This window comes from Streptomyces sp. AB3(2024) (genome assembly GCF_041862025.1).
Classification (GTDB): domain Bacteria; phylum Actinomycetota; class Actinomycetes; order Streptomycetales; family Streptomycetaceae; genus Streptomyces.
The window spans coordinates 1-21,431 of record NZ_JBGWAB010000002.1 but is presented as its reverse complement, the minus strand read 5'-3'; the positions used below and the strand labels follow the sequence as shown (position 1 = coordinate 21,431).

Sequence of the window (21,431 nt, the reverse complement as noted above, 5' to 3'; positions counted from 1 at the left end):
CCGGGGCCGGCGCCCGGGGAGACGTATGTCCAGGCGTACAGACAATCACCACCGTGCCGCGTCCATCTGCCGTGCAGCCACCGGGCTGCCGCACCGCACCTGCCTCGGCTGGGCCGGAGCCGGCCTGATCACCCGCCGCCGACCGGTGCCCGACGCGGCCGACTCGGCCCAGCGCGCCTTCGAAGCAATGGTCACGCTGACCGCAGGCGACGCCCTTCGCGACGGACAGCTCGACGGGGCGGTGTTCGGTGTCGTCGCCGCTGTGCCGTCGGCGGACGGCCTCGCCCTCCGGCTCCACGAGCGGATGGCCCGGGGGGTCGTCACCGAGCTGCTGCCCCGCCTCGACGAGGAGTACGGGGGCCTGCGCGGGGTGCCCGGCCTGCGGGTCACCTCCGACACGGAGGGGCTGACCCTGCGGGATGCCGTCGGCGGCGGAACCATCCGCCTTCGGGGCGTCCCCAGCTCCTGGCGGCTTCCGGACGACGGCGACGGGCTGCGGTACGTGGGCCGCATCGCGGGCGGGGCGCCACATCCTGCGGAGCTGGAGGAACTTCACCTCTGGACGCGCACCGCGATGGCCGGGCCGGACCCTGCCTCCCGCGACCACCTGCTCAGCCGGCTGCTCCGCCGTCCGGCGTTGGTCAACCGTACGGGGAACGCCCATGGCTGGGTGAACTCGTACCGCCACCAGTACCAGGACCTCGTGCTGGAGTGGTGCTGCGCGCCTGGAGCCCCGGAGATGGAGCAGTTGCTGCGCTGCAGCGGTCTTGCCGAGCCCCAGGCAGGGGGGCACCCCGAACCGGGTGGGCCGGCCGCCCGTCCCGGCGTGATCAGGCTCGGCGGTGCGGAGGTGACCGTTCGGTGCATGGACTTCGTACACAGGGACGGGGAGATCGCCGAGGTCACCGCGTCGATCGAGCGGAGGTACCGGTGATGCTGACCGCAGTGATCGTGACGGCGGCCGTGCTCGGGGTCGCCAAGGTCGTGCGGGACTGGCTCATCCTGCGGCACGTGCGGGCCGCGATGGACGCCGGTACGCCCGAGGACCGTGTGCGGATCGGGATGCGGCTGGCGGAGGCACTGGGCGGGCGGCCGGGTCCACCGCCCGCCGGGCCGGACAGCGACGGCTAGACCTCCACCAATACCTGGTCCAGGGACTTGCGGATCAGGTCCGGGACCTCGCAGTCGGCGGACGGGTAGCCGATCGGGATGACCGCGAAGGCCTTCTCGTTCTCCGGGCGGTTCAGGACGTGGCCCAGGAACCGCATCGGGCTCGGGGTGTGGATGAGGGCCGCCAGGCCGGACAGGTGCAGGGCGGACAGGAGCATCCCGACGGCGATGCCGACCGACTCGTCGACGTAGTAGTGCTTGCGCTTCGTGCCGTCCGGGCCGAGCCAGTACCGCTGCTGGAAGACCACGATCAGCGCCGGGGCGTCCGTCAGGTGGGTCTTGACCGCGTCGGTGCCGATCGGGCGCAGGGCGGCGAGCCACTCGTCGCCGAGGCGGCCGTCGTAGGAGATCTCCTCCTCCTGCTCGGCCGCGGCGCGGATCTGGCGGCGCACCCCCGGGTCCTTGACCAGGACGAAGGTCCACGGCTGCTGGTGCGCCCCGGAGGGAGCGGTGGCCGCGCAGGCGACGGCGTCGCGGACGACCCGGTCGGGGACCGGGTCCGGGGAGAAGCGGCGTACGGTGCGCCGCTCGTCCATCCGGGCCCGCAGCTCCGCCGCGCGCGCGAGGGATTCCTCGCTCGGCATGCGCGCGGGACGGTAGGCGACGGGCCGGTAGGGCTGGCCATGGGTCGGGGTCCACTGCTGGGTACGGGGCGACATGGGCAGATCTTCACGCGGAGGGAACCCCTGAGGCCAGAGTCGCGTCCCTGACGACTGTCCGATGTGTACTGACAGGGGGGCTATGACCGTGACGAACGTCGGTCGATTCGTGGAGTGGGAAGGCTGCTCCAACGCCCGCGACCTCGGCGGCCTCGGGGCCCTGCCACCCGGGGTCCTGGTACGGGCGGACAGCCTCGACGGGCTCACCGCCCGGGGCTGGACCACCCTGGCTGCGCACGGCGTGCGGACCGTCATCGACCTGCGCAACGACGATGAGCGGGGCGTGGACCACGTACCCCGCCCGGCCGGGATCAACACGTCGGCGATCCCGCTCGACGGCATCGAGCACCGGGACTTCTGGGACGTGTGGTGGGGCACTGCGGGTTTCGCGACCCCCGCGTATTTCCGGCCTTTCCTGGACCGTTTCCCCGACCGGGTCGCCACCGTCGCGCGCGCCGTCGCCGACGCCCCGCCGGGCGCGGTGGTCTTCCACTGCGGCCTGGGCCGCGACCGCACCGGGATCGTCGCGCTCGTCCTGCTGCGGCTCGCGGGCGCGAGCGCCGAGGAGATCGCCGACGACCACGCGCTGAGCGAGCCGCGCGTCCGCGCCCGGTACGCGGCCGAGGGCCGGCCCTACGACGCCACCGGGATCGAGGAGTACCTCACCGGACTCGGCACCACCGCCCACGCCCTCGCCCGCGACGCCGCCCACCGGCTGGACGCGGAGGCCTACCTGCGCGCGGCGGGCCTGACCGGGGCCGAGCTGGGGCGGCTCCGCGGCAGGCTCCGGGGGCGTTGATACCGTCCCCGGATGGAGACCTGGGACGCACGCGCCGTACGGGAGCGGCTGCGGGAGAAGGCCGCGCTGGACCCGGGGCACACCCGGCACGGGGCGCGCACGCACCGGTACGCGCTGGCCGCCCCGCTCGCCCCGGCGGGGCCCGCCCACGGGCTGCTGCCGCTGGTCACCCCGCGCCCGGAGGCGGCGGCCGGGGAGGAATGGGCGGTGGACGGGGAGTGGAAGGACGACCGGCGGCCGGGCCGTGCGGCGACGCCCTTCCCGCCGGCCGCGCCGCGCACCGGGCCCCTCGGCCGCGCGGCCGAGGAGCTGACCGCGGGCACGCTCACCCTCGCCGAGGAGGGCTGCGGGACGTACCTGAGGCTGGTCCTGAACGGCCCGTACGCCGGACAGGTGTGGCGGCTGGACCCGGACTGGGGCGGATTCGTCCCCGCCGCCCCCGACTTCCGCACCTGGTACACCGACTGGCTGGAGACGCCGTGACCGTACGCCTCGTCCACACCGCCGAACTGCGCGCCGAGGAGCTGCGCGCGATCCGGGAGCTGCTCGACGTCGCCTTCGCGGGGGACTTCGGCGACGAGGACTTCGAGCACGCCCTCGGCGGCGTGCACGCCCTGCTCCACCGGGACGGGGAGCTCGTCGCGCACGGCAGCGTCGTCCAGCGCCGGGTGCTGCACCGGGGCCGCGCCCTGCGCACCGGGTACGTGGAGGCCGTGGCGGTACGGCCCGGTCTGCGCCGCGCCGGACTGGGCGGGGCGGTGATGGCCGGCCTGGAGGGGGTGATCGGGCGGGCCCATGTGCTCGGCGCCCTGTCCGCCTCCGAGGCCGGGGCCGCCCTGTACGCGGGCCGCGGCTGGCGCCTCCACCCCGGGCCCGTCGGAGTGCTCGGCCCGGACGGCCCCGTGCGGCTCCCCGACGAGGAGGGCTCGACGTACGTGTGGACGCCGCCCGGCGGGGCCGTGCTGGACCCGGCCGGGCGGCTCGACTTCGACTGGCGCGACGGCGACGTGCTCTAGACCCGACAGGGCCCGGTCAAGACCCGGCTAGGACCCGGCTAGGACCCGGAGACGCTCGCGGCGCCCGTCTCGATGTGGCCGGTGTAGCGGCGCGACCAGGTGCCGTCGGAGTCCGCCAGGATCGTGAAGTCGTACCAGCCCTTGCTGTACGCGACCGCGTTGAAGAAGTCCTCGCGCGAGGAGTTCGCCGGGACGGTGTACGTCCACGGCCCGTCCGTGCGGTAGGCGTTCGAGCGGACGGTGAAGGTGACCGGCGAGGCGGACGCGTTCGTCATCTTGAACCAGATGGCCATCTTGCCGGTGCCCGACTCGACCGCGAAGCGGGCGGCGACCTCCAGGGACTTGCCCACCTTGGTCGCGTCGCCGATGAAGCGGCGCAGGAAGCGGTTCGGCCCGTACATGGAGATGTCGTACTTGCCGGATCCGCTGCCGAGGCCGATGGAGAACCAGTCCGCGGCGGTGGTGCCGGGGTCGACCGTGTACTGCCAGGCGGTGGTGTCCCGGTACTGGTGCGGGTGGATGGAGAAGTGCGCCGCCTGCTTCGCCTGGGCGCCCTGGTTGGTCATCGAGAACCAGGCCGTGATCTGGCCGGCCGTCCCGAACTCGAAGCGGTCCAGGTTGCCGTTGACCTGGTACGGGAGCGCCCGCGCCGGGCGCGTTCCGGGCTCCTGCGCCGGGAGGGAGTTGTCCTGGGGGGCCGGGTTGGGCAGCGGGCCGCAGGTCGCCTGCCCGATCACCTTGGCGGTCGACGGCAGGCCCGAGGGGACCCCGTAGACGGGGTGCGCGAAGTCGAAGACGCCGGTCAGGTCGCCGACCACCTTGCGGCGCCAGGGGCTGATGTTGGGACAGGCGGCCGGAGTGCCCAGGGCCGTCGTCCAGGTCTCCATGAAACGGAGCACCGAGGTGTGGTCGAAGACCTCGGAGCTGACCCAGCCGCCCCGGGTCCACGGCGACATCACGAGCATCGGGACGCGGAAGCCGAGGCCGATCGGGACGCCGTCGAGGTACTCGCCGGCGGAGCCGGGCGGGGCGACCGGCGGCGGAACGTGGTCGAAGAAGCCGTCGTTCTCGTCGTAGTTGAGGAACAGGACGGTGGAGTCGAAGACCTCCGGGTTCGCGGCGAGCGCCCTGTAGACCAGGTCCACGAAGTGCGCGCCGTCGCCGGGCGGGGCGTACGGGTGCTCGGAGAAGGCCTCGTTCGCCACCACCCAGGAAACCTGCGGCAGGGTGCCGGCGACGACGTCGGCGCGGATGGCGGCGGCGATGTCGTCCGGGGTGGAGCCGGTGACCTTGGGGACCGAGGCCATGCCCCGGTCCCACAGCGGGTCGCCGGGCTTGGCGTCGGTGAACTGCTTGAAGTAGGCGAGGCCGTTGTCCCCGTAGTTGTCCTGCGCGTTCTGGTAGACCTTCCAGGTCATCCCGGCCCGCTGGAGGGCCTCCGCGTACGTCTCCCAGGTCAGCCCGGACTCCTCGCCGCCGTCCTTGCTGCCCGCCTCGACCTTTCCGCTCCACAGGAAGGTGCGGTTGGGGCCGGTGGCGCTGAGAGTGGAGCAGAAGTAGGCGTCGCAGATCGTGTAGTTGTCGGCGAGCCCGTAGTGGAAGGGGATGTCCCCGCGGTCCAGGTAGCCGAGGGTGTGGGTCTTGCCGACGCCGAGGACCCAGTTGTCCATCCGGCCCTTGTTCCAGGCCGCGTGCTGCGAGGTCCAGCTGTGCGGGAGGTCGCCGGTGCACTGGGCCAGGGTCTCGCCGTCGGCGCCGCCGGCCGCCGGGGTGGCGGACAGCTTCCACGGGTACTGGCGGCCGCCCCAGTTGGGCTGGTTGAACGTACCCCAGCCGCCCGGGATGTTGCCGGAGGCGCGGTCGCCGAAGCCGCGGACGCCCTTCAGCCTGCCGAAGTAGTGGTCGAAGCTGCGGTTCTCCTGCATCAGGATCACCACGTGCTTCACATCGGTGATCGTGCCGGTCGCGGCGGCCGCGGCGGCCGTCGTCGGCGTGATCGCGGGCAGGGTCGCCCCTGCCACGAGCCCGGCGCCGATTCCCACGAAACCTCTGCGGCTGATCGGTGTCACTGGTTGCTCGCCTCCAACTCAAGTGCCCCGCTGGCACATTGACGGCAAGCGTGGCGGCAACCCCTGCAAAGGTCTACATCCCTGCGGTAAGAACTCGGTGAACATCCGGCTGGCCGGATTCAGTCCTTGAGACGGACCAGCATCTTGCCCAGGTTCTCCCCACGGAGTACGCCCAGGAAGGCCTCCACGGTCCGGTCGAATCCCTGGACAACGGTGGTGTCGGTGCTCACCCGCCCGCTGCGCAGGTGGGGGACCAGGAAGTCCTCCAGCTCGTCCTGCAGATTGGTGTGATTTCGAACCAATACCCCCTCCAGGCGAAGCGACTTGTGTACGACCTCGAAGAGGTTGCGGGGTGCGGCGGGGGAACGGTCGCCGTTGTACATCGAGATCCCGCCGACCCAGGCGATCCGCCCGTACTCCCGCAGGACATCGATCGCACCCTCCAGGTGGTCTCCGCCCACGTTGTCCACGTAGACGTCGATTCCCTCCGGGGCGGCCTTCGCCAGCTGCTCGCCGACCGGCCCGTCGTGGTAGTCGAAGGCCGCGTCGAAGCCGAGGACCTCGGTGAGGTGGCGGACCTTGGCCGCCGAGCCCGCGCTGCCGATGATCCGGCGGGCGCCGAGCAGCCGGGCGATGTGCCCGGTGGCCGTGCCGACCCCGCCCGCGGCGGCCGAGACGAAGAGGTCCTCGCCCTCGCGCAGGGCTGCCGTCCGGGTGAGCGCGGCGTACGCGGTCAGGCCGGTCCCGCCCAGGACGGACAGGTACGCCTCCAGGGGAACGCCCGCGTGGCCGCGCAGCTTGCGCGTGCCGTCCACCCCCAGGGTGACCAGGGCGTGGGTGCGCCAGCCCGAGCGGTGGAAGACCAGGTCGCCCTCGGCCAGGCCCGGATCGCGGGAGGCGGTCACCCGGCCCACCGAGCGGCCTTCGAGGGGGGAGTGGAGGTCGAAGCCGCCCTCGCCCCCGTCCATCATCCCCCGGTGGTACGGGTCCACCGACAGCAGCAGGTTGTCCACCAGTGCGGTGCCCGGGGCGGGTTCGGGAACGGGATGGGAGACGTGGGTGAACCCGGAGGGGGAGGGGAAACCGGTGGGGCGGGCGGTCAGGTGGACGGAGGAAGCGGTGCGCGTGGTCATGGGGACGACCGTAGGAAGGAATCCCGCGGCCGGGCAGGGGGTTGGCCTCATGCAAGCCGTGCACCCATGAGCACGGCTCATATGCCGAGGTGGGAACCCCGTGACCGAGCTCGCCCCGCAGGAACTGAGGGTGCTGGTCGCCGTCGCCGAGACGGGTGGCTTCTCCGCCGCCGCGAACCGGCTCGGCATCACCCAGTCGGCCGTCTCCCACTCGGTGCGCGGCAGCGAGGCCAAGGTCGGCGCGGTGCTCTTCGACCGCGGGCGCACCGGCGCCTCGCCCACCCCGGCGGGGGAGCGGGCCGTGGCGCTGGGCCGGCGCATCCTGCGGCTCTACGAGGTGCTGGGCGCGGAGGCCCGCGCCGCCGGCCGGGCCCCCGCCGGGCCGGCGGCGGCGGACGGGGTCCTGCGCATCGCCGCCTTCCGCAGCGCGGCCCTGCACCTGCTGCCGCCCGCGCTGGAACGGCTGACCGCACGGCACCCCGGGATCCGGCCCGAGGTCAGGGTGGTGCGCGAACTCGGCGCCGGGACCGCGGGGGAGGTGGCGGCGGGGCGGGCGGACCTCGCAATCGCGACCCTGGGCGCGCCCGGCGACGTACCGCCGGCCGGGGGGTCCGCCGGGCCGTCCACCGGTCAGCCTTCCGGGCTGCCTTCCGGTCTGCCGGACGGCCTGCTGAGCGGGGAGCTCACCCGGGAGGCCTACTCCCTCGTCCACCCCTTCGGGCACCCCGACCCGAAAGCGCTGCCGCTGCTGGACTGGGACGAGAACTGCGGCTCCTACACCCGGAACTGGTGGCGGGCCCAGGACTGGATCCCGCGGGCCACCGTGAAGGCCGAGGACGACGCCATGGTGCTGACCATGGTCGGCCGGGGGCTGGGCATGGCGATCCTGCCGGAGCTGTCGCTGCGCGAGGCCACGGACGCCGTTGAGATCGCCGGATTGGGCCCTGAGGGGCCGGTGAGATGCGTGGGATACGTCACCACACCGGAATTGGCGTCGACTCTCGCCGTCAGGGCTCTGATCAGGGAACTCAGGGCCGACAGGGGCTGAGAGCGGAGCCTCCGGAAGGGGTCTTCCGGGGGCTCGGGCGTCTCAGATAGTAGGAAGTCCGAGTAATTGCCGAGACATACAGCCGCACCTGGCCTAGCTTTGTAGAAGCCGAACGTCTCGCTGATCCAGCGAATGGCGGTCGATAGCGCGCGCCCCTGGGCAGGCAACCCCTGCCGCGCCGCTTCCCGCCTCTTCCGGCGCCTTGAAGGAACCCCTCATCCGTGGCCCCGCCACGCCGTGATCTCAAGGAGTCGATCACCATGACCCCCACCTCCGCCGCCACCCGTCGCGTCCGCCACTCCTCCCCGGCCGACGCCGACCGCAAGAACGCCGCGGCCGCCCTCCAGCGCGCGCTGGACCGCCGCGACAACGGCGGCTCGACCGGCCACTGATCCCAGGGGCCCGCGGACCCCGCCCACTGATCCCACCGGCCCGCGGCCACACCGGCCGCCCGCGGCACATCGCGTCCACGGTGGACCATTGGTCCACATGGTGGACGCGATATGTCTGAGGGCTGGGACACGGAGTACGGTTCCGTCATGTCGACCAGCATCAATCTCGCAGTGATCCCCGGTGATGGCATCGGCCAGGAAGTCGTGGCTCAGGGCCTCAAGGTCCTTACCGCGGTCCTGCCCCAGGATGCGAAGCTGGAGACCAAGGAGTACGACCTCGGCGCCCAGCGCTGGCACCGCACCGGTGAGACCCTCCCGGACGCGGAGCTCGAAGCGCTCAAGCACCACGACGCGATCCTGCTCGGAGCCATCGGTGACCCCTCGGTCCCGTCCGGCGTCCTGGAGCGCGGTCTGCTGCTGAAGCTCCGCTTCGCCTTCGACCACTTCATCAACCTGCGCCCCTCGAAGCTCTTCCCCAACACGGCCACCCCGCTCGCCGGCCGTCCGGAGATCGACTTCGTCGTGGTCCGCGAGGGCACCGAGGGCCCGTACACCGGCAACGGCGGCAGCCTGCGCACCGGCACCCCCGCCGAGGTGGCCACCGAGGTCAGCATCAACACCGCGTACGGCGTGGAGCGCGTCGTCCGTGACGCGTACGAGCGGGCCAATGCCCGCCCGCGCAAGAAGCTGACGCTGGTCCACAAGAACAACGTCCTCGTGTACGCGGGCCACATGTGGAAGAACATCTTCGACAAGGTGGGCCAGGAGTACCCCGAGGTCACCACGGACTACCTGCACGTCGACGCCGCGACGATCTTCTTCGTCACGCAGCCCGAGCGTTTCGACGTCATCGTCACGGACAACCTCTTCGGCGACATCCTCACCGACCTGGCCGCCGCCGTGACCGGCGGGATCGGCCTGGCCGCCTCCGGGAACATCAACCCGACCGGCGCCTTCCCGTCGATGTTCGAGCCCGTCCACGGCTCGGCCCCCGACATCGCGGGCACCGGCAAGGCCGACCCGACCGCGACGATCCTCTCCGTCGCCCTCCTGCTGCGCCACCTCGGCCACGAGGCCGAGGCCGTCCGCATCGAGGACGCCGTCTCCGCCGACCTGGCCGAGCGCGACGGGACCTTCCGCTCCACCGACGCGATCGGCGACGCCCTCGCCGCACGCGTAGCCGGCTGACCCGGCAGCTCCACCTCAGGAAGCCGCAGGGTCGCGACCACCGGACCCGGCGGCTTCTCCTGTGCGGCCCCGGGTGCCACCATCTCCCCTGGGCCGCAATCACCCCGTTTCACCGGAGCCCCCTCGCGCGCGATAATCGAACGCGAGGCCGCGGAAAACGGGGAAGCTCGGACGTCCTGGTACGCATGAGCGCGGTCCGCCATACACAACGGTGAAGGACAAGCACTCATGACGACGCCCACGATCGAGCTCAAGCCCTCCTCGAACCCGCTGTCCGACGCGGAGCGCGAGGCGATCCTGGCCAGCCCCGGCTTCGGCCGCCACTTCACCGATCACATGGTGACGATCAAGTGGACGGAAGGCCGCGGCTGGCACGACGCCGAGCTGGTCCCCTACGCGCCGCTGTCGATGGACCCGGCGAACATGACCCTGCACTACGCGCAGACGATCTTCGAGGGCCTCAAGGCCTACAAGCAGCCCGACGGCACCGTCGCCACCTTCCGCCCCCGGGCCAACGCCGAGCGCTTCCAGGCCTCCGCCCGGCGCATGGCGATGCCGGAGCTGCCGACCGAGCTGTTCATCGAGGCCTGTGACGCCCTCATCAAGCAGGACAGCGCCTGGGTGCCGGACTCCGGCGAGGCCTCCCTGTACCTGCGGCCGTTCATGTTCGCGTCCGAGGTCGGCCTGGGTGTCCGCCCGGCCAACGAGTTCCTCTTCATGGTCATCGCCTCGCCCGCCGGCGCGTACTTCCCCGGTGGCGTCAAGCCCGTCTCCGTCTGGCTCTCCGAGGAGTACGTCCGCGCCGTCAAGGGCGGCACCGGCGCCGCCAAGACCGGCGGCAACTACGCGGCCTCCCTCGTCGCCCAGGCCCAGGCCGCCTCGCACGGCTGCGACCAGGTCGTCTGGCTGGACGCCGTCGAGCACCGCTGGATCGAGGAGATGGGCGGCATGAACCTGTACTTCGTGTACGAGGACCGCATCGTCACCCCGGAGCTGACCGGCTCGCTCCTGCCGGGCATCACCCGCGACTCACTCCTCACCATCGCCCGCGACCTCGGCTACACCGCCGAGGAGGGCCGCATCACCACCGAGGACTGGAAGCGCGACAACGAGAACGGCACCCTCACCGAGGTGTTCGCCTGCGGCACCGCCGCCGTCATCACCCCGGTCGGCTCGGTCAAGTCCGAGCGGGCCAACTGGACCCAGGGCGACGGCGAGCCCGGCGAGGTCACCATGAAGCTCCGCAAGGCGCTCCTCGACCTCCAGACGGGCCGCACCGCCGACACCCACGGCTGGATGCACCCGCTCGGCTAGGCACGGCCAGGCACCGCGAAGGACCCGTTGCGCACGAAGGCCCGCGCCTCCCGATCCGGGGGCGCGGGCCTTCGTACGTCCGGCGGGGGAGGGCCTCACACGGTGGCCGCTTCCTCCACGGCGGGTGCCGGGGCGGGGGCGACGGCGGGCGCGGTGCGGGCGGTCAGGGCCGTGTAGACGAGGCCGCCGGCCAGGCCGGAGAAGATGAAGGAGCAGTCCACCCCGCCGGTCAGGGCGAGCAGCGGGCCCTCGTAGAAGGGGGTGCTCACGGCGAGCAGGCCGACACCGGCGCCGATCGCCCAGGAGGCGGTGGCGCGCGGGTTCCAGCCGCCGCGGTACCAGTAGATCCCGCCCACCGAACGGCGGTTGAAGACCTGGAGGGCGTCGGCGTCGTACTGCCCGCGGCAGCGCACGAAGCCGATCAGCGTGATCACGGCCCACGGGGTGCCGATGGCGGTCAGCAGCAGGACGAAGGAGGTCATCGCGGACTGCACGTTCCACTCGAAGGAGCCGACGAAGACGAAGGCGGTGGCGACGGCGGCGGCGATCACGGTGGCCTTCGTGCGGGTGGCCTTGGGGACGATCGCGTCGAGGTCGAGGCCCATGGAGTACAGCATCAGTCCGGCGTTGCCCACGGAACCCGCCGCGGCCGCGACGAGCAGCGGGAGCAGGTACCAGAACGGCGAGGCGGCGACGAGCGGCCCGGCGTAGTCCGTGGAGCCCGCCCTGGCGGCGAGCGCGGTGTAGGTGCCGAACAGCTGCGGTACGAGCAGGCCCACCAGCAGGCCGAGGGCGGTGGCCCAGAACACCTTGCGGGGGTTGTGCTTGGCGGGGGAGACGTAGCGGGTGTAGTCGCCGAGGAGGGTGATGAAGGCGACGGGACCGCTGAGTCCGGCGGCGACGGCGGCGAGCAGCCAGGTCGGCCAGAAGGAGCCGAGGAGGTACGAGGCCTCCGGCGCGGCGGTGGTGAAGTCGGGGGCGTAGGCATAGACGCCGATGGCCAGCAGGACCACCATGCCGATGGACAGGACCTTGCTCATGCGCAGCAGCAGCCGGTAGCCGAACACGGCCCCGACAACGGTACACGCGGCGAGTACGCCGTACATCGCGGCCCGCGTGACGCCGTTGTCCGGAAGCCCGATGAGCCGGGACAGGACGCCGGCCATCACGTCGCCGCCGATCCACAGGGTGAGCGCCGTGTAGCCGAGGGAGAGCAGCAGGCCCACGATCGAGCCGACGAGCCGCCCGCGGACGCCGAACTGGGCGCCGCTGGAGGTGGAGAGGTTCGTCGCCGTGCGCAGGGACACCAGTGCCAGCGGCGCGGTCACCGCGATTCCGACGACGGTGCCGGTCACGATGGCGGTGAGCGAGGGCCACAGCCCCAGTCCGAAGGACGGGGGCAGCCAGCCGAAGACGATCACACCGAGGCAGAGGTTGGAGCCGAGGAGGATCGAGATCAGGTCACGGGGACCGCTCGTCCGCTCCTCCTCCGGGATGGTGTCGACTCCGCGCTGTTCGATGGGCATGGGGGGACTCCCTTGGCAGGGCGGGGGATGGTCACGCAATTGTTTGAGCGACACTCAATGTGACTCAGGCCCTGCCCTCAGGTCAATGATTCCCAGCGAGGAAATGAAGAGTTAGAGTGATGCTCTAACCCATCGACTCAAAAGGTGGTGGATCGGCGTGCGGCTGACCCCTACGGAGCGCGATCGGCTGCTGCTGCGCAGCGCCGCGGAACTGGCCAGGGCCCGGCGGGCCCGGGGTCTGCGGCTCAACGTCCCCGAGGCGACGGCGCTGGTCGCGGACACGGTCTGCGAGGCCGCGCGCGACGGCAAGCGCCTGGCGGAGGCCATCGAGGAGGCCCGGAGCGTCCTGGGCCCCGACGACGTGCTGCCCGGCGTGGCCGACGTGGTCACCGAGGTGCACGTGGAGGCCGTCTTCGACGACGGATCCCGCCTCGCGGTGGTCTCGTCCCCGATCCGCGACGCGGCCTCGCTCGGCGAGGACGCCCCGGGCGCGGTCGTACCGGGCCCCGGCGCCCCCCAGCCGGAGCCGGCCCTGCACCTGCGGGTGCGCAACACCGCCCCCGTGCCGGTGAGCGTCACCTCGCACTTCCACTTCTTCGAGGCCAACCCGCGCCTCGACTTCGACCGCGCCGCGGCCTACGGGATGCGGCTGTGCGTCCCGGCCGGGTCCTCGGTGCGCTTCGACCCGCACGGCGAGGTCGAGGTCGGTCTGGTCCCGATCGGCGGCGACCGGATCGCGATCGGTTTCGCGGGCCTGGTCGACGGCCCGCTGGACGCCCCCGGCGCGAAGGCGGAGGCCCTGCGCCGGGCCGCTGCCTGCGGCTACCTGGGCGTGGCCGACACCGCCGGAGGCGCCCCGGAAGGAGACCGGGCGTGAGCCGTCAGACCCCCCACACCGACCACAGCGCGCACTGCGCGCCCGGCAGCCGGCACATCGACCCGCACGAGTACGCGTCCGTCTTCGGCCCCCGCGCCGGGGACCGGGTCCGGCTCGGCGACTCGGGGCTGACCGTCCGGGTGGAGTCCGACTCCCAGAGGCCGGGTGACGAGTTCCTGGCCGGCTTCGGCAAGACCGCCCGTGACGGCCTGCACCTGAAGGCCGCCGCCGTCCGCGAGACCTGTGACGTCGTGATCAGCAACGTCCTCGTGATCGACGCGGTGCTGGGCATCCGCAAGGTGTCCATCGGCATCCGCGAGGGCCGCATCCACGCGATCGGCCGGGCCGGCAACCCCGACACCCTCGACGGGGTCGACGTGGTCGTCGGCACCGGCACGAGCATCGTCTCCGGCGAGGGCATGATCGCCACCGCCGGAGCCGTCGACACCCACGTCCACCTGCTCTCCCCGCGCATCATGGAGGCCTCGCTCGCCGCGGGTGTCACCACGATCATCGGCCAGGAGTTCGGCCCGGTCTGGGGCGTCGGCGTCAACTCCCCGTGGGCGCTCAAGCACGCCTTCAACGCGTTCGACGCGTGGCCCGTCAACATCGGCTTCCTGGCCCGCGGGTCCTCCTCGGACGCGGCTCCGCTGGTCGAGGCGCTGGCCGAGGGCGGGGCGTGCGGGTTCAAGGTCCACGAGGACATGGGTGCGCACACCCGCGCGCTGGACACCGCGCTGCGGGTGGCCGAGGAGCACGACGTGCAGGTGGCCCTGCACAGCGACGGCCTCAACGAGTGCCTCTCCGTCGAGGACACCCTGCGCGTCCTGGACGGGCGGACCATCCACGCCTTCCACATCGAGGGCTGCGGCGGCGGGCACGTCCCCAACGTGCTCAAGATGGCGGGCGTGCCGAACGTCATCGGCTCCTCCACCAACCCGACCCTGCCCTTCGGACGGGACGCCGTCGCCGAGCACTACGGGATGATCGTCTCCGTCCACGACCTCAAGCCGGACCTCCCCGGCGACGCCGCCATGGCCCGCGACCGCATCCGCGCCGGGACCATGGGAGCCGAGGACGTCCTGCACGACCTGGGCGCGATCGGCATCACCTCCTCCGACGCCCAGGGCATGGGCCGCGCGGGCGAGACGATCCGCCGCACCTTCGCCATGGCCGCGAAGATGAAGGGCGAGCTCGGTCCGCTGGACGGCGACGGCGAGGGCGACGACAACGCCCGGGTCCTGCGCTACATGGCCAAGCTCACCATCAACCCGGCCATCGCCCACGGCCTGGCCCACGAGATCGGCTCCATCGAGATCGGCAAGCTCGCCGACATCGTCCTGTGGCGCCCGGCCTTCTTCGGCGCCAAGCCCCAGCTGGTCCTCAAGTCCGGCTTCCCCGCGTACGGAGTCACCGGCGACCCCAACGCCGCCACCGACACCTGCGAACCTCTCGTCCTCGGCCCGCAGTTCGGCTCCTACGGGGCCACCGCCGCCGACATCTCCGTCGCCTTCGTCTCCGCCGCGGCGGCTGCGCTCGGCTCCGACGAGATGCCCACCCGCCGCCGCCGGGTCGCCGTCCGCGGCACCCGCGGCATCGGCCCCCGCGACCTCCTCCTCAACTCCCGGGTGGGCGCGGTCGATGTGGACGCGCGCAGCGGACTGGTCTCCCTCGACGGAGAACCGCTGCGCTCCGAAGCCGCCGAGTCGGTCTCCCTCAACCGCCTGTACTTCCTGTGAAGCCCGTAAGGACGCGTGCCATGACCACGAACAAGCCCACCGCCGACGGATTCCGGATGCCCGCCGAGTGGACCCCCCACGAGCGCACCTGGATGGCGTGGCCCAGCCCCAACCCCACGTTCACCAACGAGCGGGAGCTCGCCGAGGCCCGCGAGGCATGGGGCGCCGTCGCCCGCGCGGTGCGCTGCTACGAGCCCGTGACCCTCGTCGTCTCCCCGGGCGACGCCGACTCGGCGCGCGCGATCGTCGGCGAGGACGTCCAGCTGGTCGAGCGGGAACTCGACGACGCCTGGATGCGAGACATCGGCCCGACCTTCGTCACCAACGACGCCGGCGAGCTGGCGGCCGTCGACTGGACCTTCAACGGCTGGGGCGCCCAGGAGTGGGCCCGCTGGGACCACGACGAGAAGATCGCCCGGCACGTCTCCGACCTCGCGGGCACCCGTACGTACAGCACCCGCCTGGTCAACGAGGGCGGCGCGATCCACGTCGACGGCGAGGGCACCGTGCTCCTGACCGACACCGTGCAGCTCGGCGAGGGGCGCAACCCCGGCTGGACCCGCCAGCAGGTCGAGGCCGAGATCCACGCCCACCTCGGCACCACCAAGGCCATCTGGCTCCCGTACGGCCTGGCCGGCGACTACGGCACCTACGGCACCCAGGGCCACGTGGACATCGTCGCCGCCTTCGCCCGCCCCGGCGTGGTCATGGTCCACGCCCAGCCGGACCCCGCCCACCCGGACCACGAGCGCTGCAAGACCATCGCCGCGATCCTGCGCGCCTCCACCGACGCCCGCGGCCGGCAGCTGGAGGTCGTGGAGATCCCCGCGCCGACCGTGCTGGAGGAGGACGGGGAATGGGTGGACTACTCGTACATCAACCACTACCTCTGCAACGGCGGCGTGGTGCTGTGCTCCTTCGACGACCCGCGTGACGAGGAGGCCGCGGAAATCTTCCGCGCTCTGTTCCCGGAGCGGACCGTGACGCTCGTTGACGCACGTACGATTTTCGCCGGGGGCGGCGGTATCCACTGCATCACCCAGCAGCAGCCGAAGGTCTGACCCACGGACCGCAGGCGAACCTCGTGAAGGAGTGGCCCATGGTGGCGGGTGGAGTACCGGTACGGGCGGCGCGCAAGAACGCGCCCCCGCGCGAGGACGTACTCGTCGCCGCCATGGCCACGATCGCCGAGCGCGGACTGGACGGTCTGACCATGGCCGGCCTCGGCCGCCAGGTCGGGATGAGCAGCGGCCACCTCCTCTACTACTTCGGCAGCAAGGACGAGCTCCTGCTGCGGACCCTGGAGTGGAGCGAGGCGGCGCTGGGCACCGAGCGGCGGGCCCTGCTGTCCCGTCCCGGCACGGCACGCGCCCGCATCGGGGCCTACGTGGACCTCTACGTGCCCGACGGCCCCCGGGACCCGCACTGGACCCTGTGGCTGGAGGTCTGGAACCGCTCCCAGAACGCCGGGCCCCAGGAACGCGAACGGCAGGCCGCCATCGAGGGCGCCTGGCACCGCGACCTGGTCGCCCTCCTCGCCGAGGGCATCTCGCGCGGCGAGTTCCGCCCGGTGGACGCCGAGCGCGTCGCGGCCCGCCTGCGGGCCCTGCTCGACGGATTCAGCATCCAGCTGGCCGTCGGCCTGCCGGGGATCGGGCGCGAGGACATCCTCGGACACGTGGCCGAGTACCTCGCGGAAGCCCTGGTGGCGCAGGCCTGACCGGGCGGCCGGCCCGGCTGCCGGACGGGACTGCCCGGATGCTGAGACCGGCGTCCACGGGCGACGGACTGTGTGGCACACTGCGGGCGTGCCTGCTCAGCTCATGATTATGGACAGCAGCGCGCCGGTCCTCTGTGACCGCTGAAACCGTGGAAGACCTTCGCGGCAGCGGCCACCGTGCCCCAGACCCGCGCGCAGACCTCTCGCACCCGCGAGGGGTCTTTTCGTTTCCCGGCTCCAAAACCACGCCGGGCCGGCAGCGCGCGATGATGGGGGCAGTGGATCCCGGGCTTCCGGAACCACTCATCCGACAGGAGTCAGATCAGCATGACGACGACAGAGGCGACGGAGCCGACAGCGGCCCTCGATGACAGCTTCCACGTCTTCGACACCACCCTGCGCGACGGCGCCCAGCGTGAGGGCATCAACCTCACGGTCGCGGACAAGCTGACCATCGCACGGCACCTGGACGACTTCGGCGTGGGCTTCATCGAGGGCGGCTGGCCCGGCGCCAACCCCCGCGACACCGAGTTCTTCGCCCGCGCCCGCGCCGAGATCGACTTCAAGAACGCCCAGCTCGTCGCCTTCGGAGCCACCCGTCGGGCCGGCGGCTCCGCCGCCTCGGACCCGCAGGTCCGCGCCCTCCTGGAATCCGGCGCCCCGGTGATCACCCTGGTCGCCAAGTCCCACGACCGGCACGTCGAACTCGCGCTGCGCACCACCCTCGAAGAGAACCTGGAGATGGTCCGGGACACCGTCTCCCACCTCGTCGCCCAGGGCCGCCGCGTCTTCGTCGACTGCGAGCACTTCTTCGACGGCTACCGCGCCAACGCCGAGTACGCCAAGTCCGTGGTCCGCACCGCGCACGAGGCCGGCGCCGACGTCGTGATCCTCTGCGACACCAACGGCGGCATGCTCCCCGCCCAGATCACCGCCGTCGTCGCGACGGTCCTCGCGGACACCGGGGCCCGCCTCGGCATCCACGCCCAGGACGACACCGGCTGCGCCGTCGCCAACACCCTGGCCGCCGTCGACGCGGGCGCCACGCACGTGCAGTGCACCGCGAACGGCTACGGCGAGCGCGTCGGCAACGCCAACCTCTTCCCCGTCGTCGCCGCACTGGAGATCAAGTACGGCCGCAAGGTGCTCCCCGCGGGCGCCCTCGCCGAGATGACCCGCATCTCGCACGCCATCGCCGAGGTCGTCAACCTCACCCCCTCCACGCACCAGCCCTACGTGGGCGTCTCCGCCTTCGCGCACAAGGCGGGCCTGCACGCCTCGGCCATCAAGGTCGACCCCGACCTCTACCAGCACATCGATCCCGAGCGCGTCGGCAACACCATGCGGATGCTGGTCTCCGACATGGCCGGCCGGGCCTCCATCGAGCTCAAGGGCAAGGAGCTCGGCGTCGACCTCGGAGGGGACCGCGCGCTGATCTCCCGGGTCGTCGAGCGGGTCAAGGAGCGGGAGCTCCAGGGCTACACCTACGAGGCCGCCGACGCCTCCTTCGAACTGCTGCTGCGCGCCGAGGTCGAGGGCCGGGCCCGCAAGTACTTCCGTACGGAGTCCTGGCGCGCGATCGTCGAGGACCGCCCCGACGGCACCCACGCCAACGAGGCCACCGTCAAGCTGTGGGCCAAGGGCGAGCGGATCGTCGCCACGGCGGAGGGCAACGGTCCCGTCAACGCCCTGGACCGGGCCCTGCGCGTGGCCCTCGAACGCTTCTACCCGCAGCTCGCCAAGTTCGAGCTCATCGACTACAAGGTCCGCATCCTGGAGGGCAAGCACGGCACGGAGTCCACGACCCGCGTCCTGATCTCCACGACGGACGGCACCCGGGAGTGGTCCACGGTCGGCGTCGCCGAGAACGTGATCGCCGCGTCCTGGCAGGCCCTGGAGGACGCCTTCACCTTCGGCCTCCTGCACGCGGGCGTCGAACCGGCGGAGTAGGCGCCCCGGGGCGGGATGCCGGGTCGTAGATGCTCCCTTATGTCCAGCTCACACAGGAAACATCCGGTTCAGGTAGCGTCTTGGGCATGAGGACCAGGCTGATTTCCGTGCGCTTCCGACCGTTGCTGGCCGGCCTGCTGCTGGCCCTGTCGGCGACCGCTGTCGCGGTCGCCCCACAGGCGTCGGCGGCCACCGGGGTTTCCGCCGTCGGCGAGGCCCTGAAGGAGGGGCCCGTCTACGTCGACCCCGGGGCGCGGGCGCAGCTGTCCCAGAGCCAGGCCGACGCGCTGGCGAAGAAGATCAAGGACGCGGGCAAGCCGGTGTTCGTCGCCGTGCTCCCGAACACGGCCGAGTTCCCGCAGGACAAGGTGCTCGGCGCCGTCCGCGCCGAGACCGGGATCACCGGCCTGTACGCGGTCCGCCTCGGCGACGGCTTCAACGCCGGCGCCGACCGGACGGTGATGCCCGGCAACGCCGTCCGCAACCTCACCGGCGCCGTCAAGACCGGCACCCCGGTGGACGCGAACACCCAGCTCAACAACTTCGTCGACCAGGCCCTCACCCAGGTCAAGGGCGCGGCCCCGGCGTCCTGGGGCGGCGCCGCCGCGGACGGCGGCTTCTCCACCGGCGCGCTGATAGGACTCGGCGCGGTCGCGCTGGTCGGCGGCGGCGGTGCGTACGCGCTGGTGAAGCGCAACCGCCGGCAGAAGGAGGAGGCGCGCCGCGAGGCCATCGCCCGCCTGGGCGTGGTCGTGGACGAGGACATCACCGCCTTCGGCGAGGAGCTCGACCGCCTCGACTTCCACCCGGGCGAGCCCGGCGCCGACGACGCGATGCGGGCGGACTACGAGCAGGGCCTGGACTCCTACGAGAAGGCCAAGCAGATCATGGCCTCCGTGCAGCGCCCGGAGGAGGTCCAGGGCGTGACCCAGGCGCTGGAGGACGGCCGCTTCGCGCTGGCCCGCCTCGACGCACGCCGCCAGGGCCGGCCCCTGCCGGAGCGGCGTTCGCCCTGCTTCTTCGACCCGCGCCACGGCCCCAGCACGGAGGACGCCGCCTGGGCGCCGGCCGGCGGGGCGCCGCGTACGGTCCCGGTCTGCGCGGCGGACGCCGTACGGCTGCGCGACGGCCTGGACCCGGCCGTCCGCACCGTCGACACCGAGCACGGGCCGCGCCCGTACTACGACGCCGGCCCGGCGTACGGTCCCTGGGCCGGCGGCTACTTCGGCGGCGGCATCCTGCCCGGCCTGCTGATGGGCACGATGCTCGGTTCGATGATGTCCTCTCCCGCCTACGCCTCCGATTTCGGCGGTGGCATGGGCTCCGGGTTCGAGGGCGGCGACGTCTCCGGGGCGGACTTCAACCCGTCCGACTTCGGTGGCGGGGGCGGGTTCGACGGCGGGGGCGACTTCGGTGGCGGGGGCGACTGGTAGCCGCCGCCCCTGGTCCGGAGCCGTCCGGCAGGGCCTAGGCCTGCTTGATCGCCGAGATGTCGAAGGTCAGCTTCACCTTGTCGCTGACCATCACGCCGCCGGCTTCCAGGGCCGCGTTCCAGGTCAGACCCCAGTCGGAGCGGAGGATCTCGGCCGAGCCCTCGAAGCCGACGCGCTCGTTGCCGTAGACGTCGGTCGCGCTGCCCGCGAACTCCAGGTCGATGGAGAGCGGGCGCGTGACGTCCTTGATCGTCAGCTCGCCGCTGATCCGGTACGTGTCGCCGCCGACGCGCCGCGCCGAGGTGGAGCGGAAGCGCATCAGGGGGAAGCGGTCGGCGTCGAAGAAGTCGGCGCCCCGCAGGTGCGCGTCGCGGTCGGCGATGCCGGTGTCGACGGAGGCGATCGTGACGTCGATGGCGGCCGTGGACCGGGACGGGTCCGCGCCGTCGAGGTGCAGCGTGCCCTCGTGCTCCGCGAAGCCGCCGCGGACGTTGGTCACCATGGCGTGGCGCACGGTGAAGCCGATGCTGCTGTGGGCGGGGTCGATCGTGTAGTCGCCGGTGAGGGCGGCGAGCGCCGGGTCCACGTCGAGGGTGGCGACGGGGGTGGTCTGGCTGCGGCGGGTGAAGAGACCCATGGCTTCCTCCTCGGAAGGTTCTGCGACGAAAATGCTTGAAACTTCAACTAGAGCGAGGCTAGGGCCATTCCGTTCAAATTTCAACTTCCTTCCGCCGAAGGGGGTGGTTTTGTATGACTCCCACAAAGGGCGCCGGTCCCCACTGGGGGAGTCCGTACATCCTTCGGAGGTTCTGTCCGTCCCGTACAGCGGATGGGGCCCGAGACTGTGTAGAACCAACGGAGGGTTTTCATGGCCGGGCTTCGTAAGGTCGGTACATGACCGTTGTGGACCAGACTCCGAGCGAGCCGACGGACGCCCGCGGGCGCGTGGCCGAGCTGCACTCCCTCCGCGAGGACGCCCGGCGCGGCCCCAGCGACCGGGCGACCGAAGCGCAGCACGCCAAGGGCAAGCTGACCGCGCGCGAGCGCATCGCGCTCCTGCTCGACGAGGGTTCCTTCAAGGAGGTCGAGCAGCTCCGCAGGCACCGGGCCACCGGCTTCGGCCTGGAGGCCAAGAAGCCCTACACCGACGGTGTCATCACCGGCTGGGGCACCGTCGAGGGCCGCACGGTCTTCGTCTACGCCCACGACTTCCGGATCTTCGGCGGCGCGCTGGGCGAGGCCCACGCCACGAAGATCCACAAGATCATGGACATGGCCATCGCGGCCGGTGCCCCGCTGGTCTCCCTCAACGACGGCGCGGGCGCCCGCATCCAGGAGGGCGTCTCCGCGCTCGCCGGGTACGGCGGCATCTTCCAGCGCAACACCAAGGCCTCGGGC

Annotated in this window: 21 protein-coding genes; 16 read left to right on the top strand and 5 right to left on the bottom strand. The window is 72.1% G+C overall.

Annotation, left to right across the window (positions count from 1 at the left end):
- Window positions 1-25 precede the first annotated feature (25 nt).
- Window positions 26-934 carry a hypothetical protein gene (locus tag ACEPPI_RS01050; protein ID WP_373913349.1) on the top strand — a complete coding sequence of 303 codons (909 nt, stop codon included), beginning with the start codon at window positions 26-28 and terminating at the stop codon, window positions 932-934.
- Entirely contained in the window at window positions 934-1,131 is a 198-nt protein-coding gene (locus tag ACEPPI_RS01045) for a hypothetical protein (RefSeq protein WP_373913348.1), read from the top strand. Before ACEPPI_RS01050 ends, ACEPPI_RS01045 begins: the two co-directional genes overlap by 1 nt.
- Here the strand turns inward: ACEPPI_RS01045 and ACEPPI_RS01040 are convergent.
- Window positions 1,128-1,829 carry a nitroreductase family protein gene (locus tag ACEPPI_RS01040; protein WP_373913347.1) on the bottom strand — a complete coding sequence of 234 codons (702 nt, stop codon included), beginning with the start codon at window positions 1,827-1,829 and terminating at the stop codon, window positions 1,128-1,130. The two genes, ACEPPI_RS01045 and ACEPPI_RS01040, sit on opposite strands and share 4 nt — an antisense overlap.
- 82 nt (window positions 1,830-1,911) lie before the next feature.
- Between ACEPPI_RS01040 and ACEPPI_RS01035 the strand changes: the two genes are divergently transcribed.
- The 3 genes from ACEPPI_RS01035 to ACEPPI_RS01025 are packed head-to-tail and all read left to right on the top strand — an operon-like array spanning window position 1,912 to window position 3,644.
- Window positions 1,912-2,628: a tyrosine-protein phosphatase gene (locus ACEPPI_RS01035; RefSeq protein ID WP_373913346.1), complete on the top strand. Its 717-nt coding sequence runs from the start codon at window positions 1,912-1,914 to the stop codon at window positions 2,626-2,628.
- Between the two features lie 12 nt (window positions 2,629-2,640).
- Entirely contained in the window at window positions 2,641-3,111 is a 471-nt protein-coding gene (locus tag ACEPPI_RS01030; protein ID WP_373913345.1) for an SMI1/KNR4 family protein, read from the top strand.
- A complete protein-coding gene (locus ACEPPI_RS01025) occupies window positions 3,108-3,644 on the top strand; it encodes a GNAT family N-acetyltransferase (protein WP_373913344.1) in 537 nt (178 codons plus the stop codon). Before ACEPPI_RS01030 ends, ACEPPI_RS01025 begins: the two co-directional genes overlap by 4 nt.
- A gap of 38 nt (window positions 3,645-3,682) precedes the next feature.
- Here ACEPPI_RS01025 and ACEPPI_RS01020 read toward each other — a convergent pair whose 3' ends face one another.
- Window positions 3,683-5,713 (bottom strand): phosphocholine-specific phospholipase C, encoded by a 2,031-nt coding sequence (locus tag ACEPPI_RS01020; RefSeq protein ID WP_373913343.1) that lies wholly within the window; start codon window positions 5,711-5,713, stop codon window positions 3,683-3,685.
- Between the two features lie 119 nt (window positions 5,714-5,832).
- Window positions 5,833-6,846 (bottom strand): NADP-dependent oxidoreductase, encoded by a 1,014-nt coding sequence (locus ACEPPI_RS01015; protein WP_373913342.1) that lies wholly within the window; start codon window positions 6,844-6,846, stop codon window positions 5,833-5,835.
- 100 nt (window positions 6,847-6,946) lie between these two features.
- On the opposite strand from ACEPPI_RS01015, the gene ACEPPI_RS01010 reads away from it, so the two are divergent.
- The 4 genes from ACEPPI_RS01010 (at window position 6,947) to ACEPPI_RS00995 (ending at window position 10,788) form a co-directional block, all read left to right on the top strand.
- Window positions 6,947-7,894, top strand: coding sequence for a LysR family transcriptional regulator (locus ACEPPI_RS01010; RefSeq protein WP_373913341.1), 948 nt, complete (start codon window positions 6,947-6,949; stop codon window positions 7,892-7,894).
- A 260-nt stretch (window positions 7,895-8,154) separates the two neighbouring features.
- Window positions 8,155-8,286, top strand: a complete 132-nt coding sequence (locus ACEPPI_RS01005) for a hypothetical protein (protein ID WP_256462237.1) — start codon at window positions 8,155-8,157, stop codon at window positions 8,284-8,286.
- A gap of 147 nt (window positions 8,287-8,433) precedes the next feature.
- Window positions 8,434-9,474, top strand: a complete 1,041-nt coding sequence (locus ACEPPI_RS01000; RefSeq protein WP_371676516.1) for a 3-isopropylmalate dehydrogenase — start codon at window positions 8,434-8,436, stop codon at window positions 9,472-9,474.
- A gap of 228 nt (window positions 9,475-9,702) precedes the next feature.
- Complete coding sequence (locus ACEPPI_RS00995; protein WP_373913340.1) at window positions 9,703-10,788, top strand: branched-chain amino acid aminotransferase; 1,086 nt, start codon at window positions 9,703-9,705, stop codon at window positions 10,786-10,788.
- Window positions 10,789-10,883: 95 nt separating this feature from the next.
- On the opposite strand, the gene ACEPPI_RS00990 is transcribed toward ACEPPI_RS00995, so the two are convergent.
- Window positions 10,884-12,314 (bottom strand): cytosine permease, encoded by a 1,431-nt coding sequence (locus ACEPPI_RS00990; RefSeq protein ID WP_373913339.1) that lies wholly within the window; start codon window positions 12,312-12,314, stop codon window positions 10,884-10,886.
- A gap of 157 nt (window positions 12,315-12,471) precedes the next feature.
- On the opposite strand from ACEPPI_RS00990, the gene ureA reads away from it, so the two are divergent.
- The 6 genes from ureA to ACEPPI_RS00960 all read left to right on the top strand — a co-directional run bounded on the left by ureA (window position 12,472) and on the right by ACEPPI_RS00960 (window position 20,033).
- Window positions 12,472-13,191, top strand: coding sequence for an urease subunit gamma (gene ureA, locus ACEPPI_RS00985; RefSeq protein ID WP_373913338.1), 720 nt, complete (start codon window positions 12,472-12,474; stop codon window positions 13,189-13,191).
- Window positions 13,192-13,247: 56 nt separating this feature from the next.
- Window positions 13,248-14,930, top strand: coding sequence for an urease subunit alpha (locus tag ACEPPI_RS00980; protein ID WP_373913458.1), 1,683 nt, complete (start codon window positions 13,248-13,250; stop codon window positions 14,928-14,930).
- Between the two features lie 20 nt (window positions 14,931-14,950).
- Window positions 14,951-15,991, top strand: a complete 1,041-nt coding sequence (locus ACEPPI_RS00975; RefSeq protein WP_373913337.1) for an agmatine/peptidylarginine deiminase — start codon at window positions 14,951-14,953, stop codon at window positions 15,989-15,991.
- Between the two features lie 38 nt (window positions 15,992-16,029).
- Complete coding sequence (locus ACEPPI_RS00970; protein WP_373913336.1) at window positions 16,030-16,650, top strand: TetR/AcrR family transcriptional regulator; 621 nt, start codon at window positions 16,030-16,032, stop codon at window positions 16,648-16,650.
- 327 nt (window positions 16,651-16,977) lie between these two features.
- Entirely contained in the window at window positions 16,978-18,600 is a 1,623-nt protein-coding gene (gene cimA / locus ACEPPI_RS00965) for a citramalate synthase (RefSeq protein ID WP_373913335.1), read from the top strand.
- 86 nt (window positions 18,601-18,686) lie between these two features.
- Window positions 18,687-20,033 (top strand): hypothetical protein, encoded by a 1,347-nt coding sequence (locus tag ACEPPI_RS00960; protein ID WP_373913334.1) that lies wholly within the window; start codon window positions 18,687-18,689, stop codon window positions 20,031-20,033.
- 34 nt (window positions 20,034-20,067) lie between these two features.
- Here ACEPPI_RS00960 and ACEPPI_RS00955 read toward each other — a convergent pair whose 3' ends face one another.
- On the bottom strand, window positions 20,068-20,670 hold the full coding sequence (locus tag ACEPPI_RS00955) for a YceI family protein (protein ID WP_373913333.1): 603 nt from the start codon (window positions 20,668-20,670) through the stop codon (window positions 20,068-20,070).
- Between the two features lie 257 nt (window positions 20,671-20,927).
- On the opposite strand from ACEPPI_RS00955, the gene ACEPPI_RS00950 reads away from it, so the two are divergent.
- A partial coding sequence (locus ACEPPI_RS00950) for a carboxyl transferase domain-containing protein (RefSeq protein ID WP_373913332.1) occupies window positions 20,928-21,431 on the top strand: 504 nt, incomplete at its 3' end.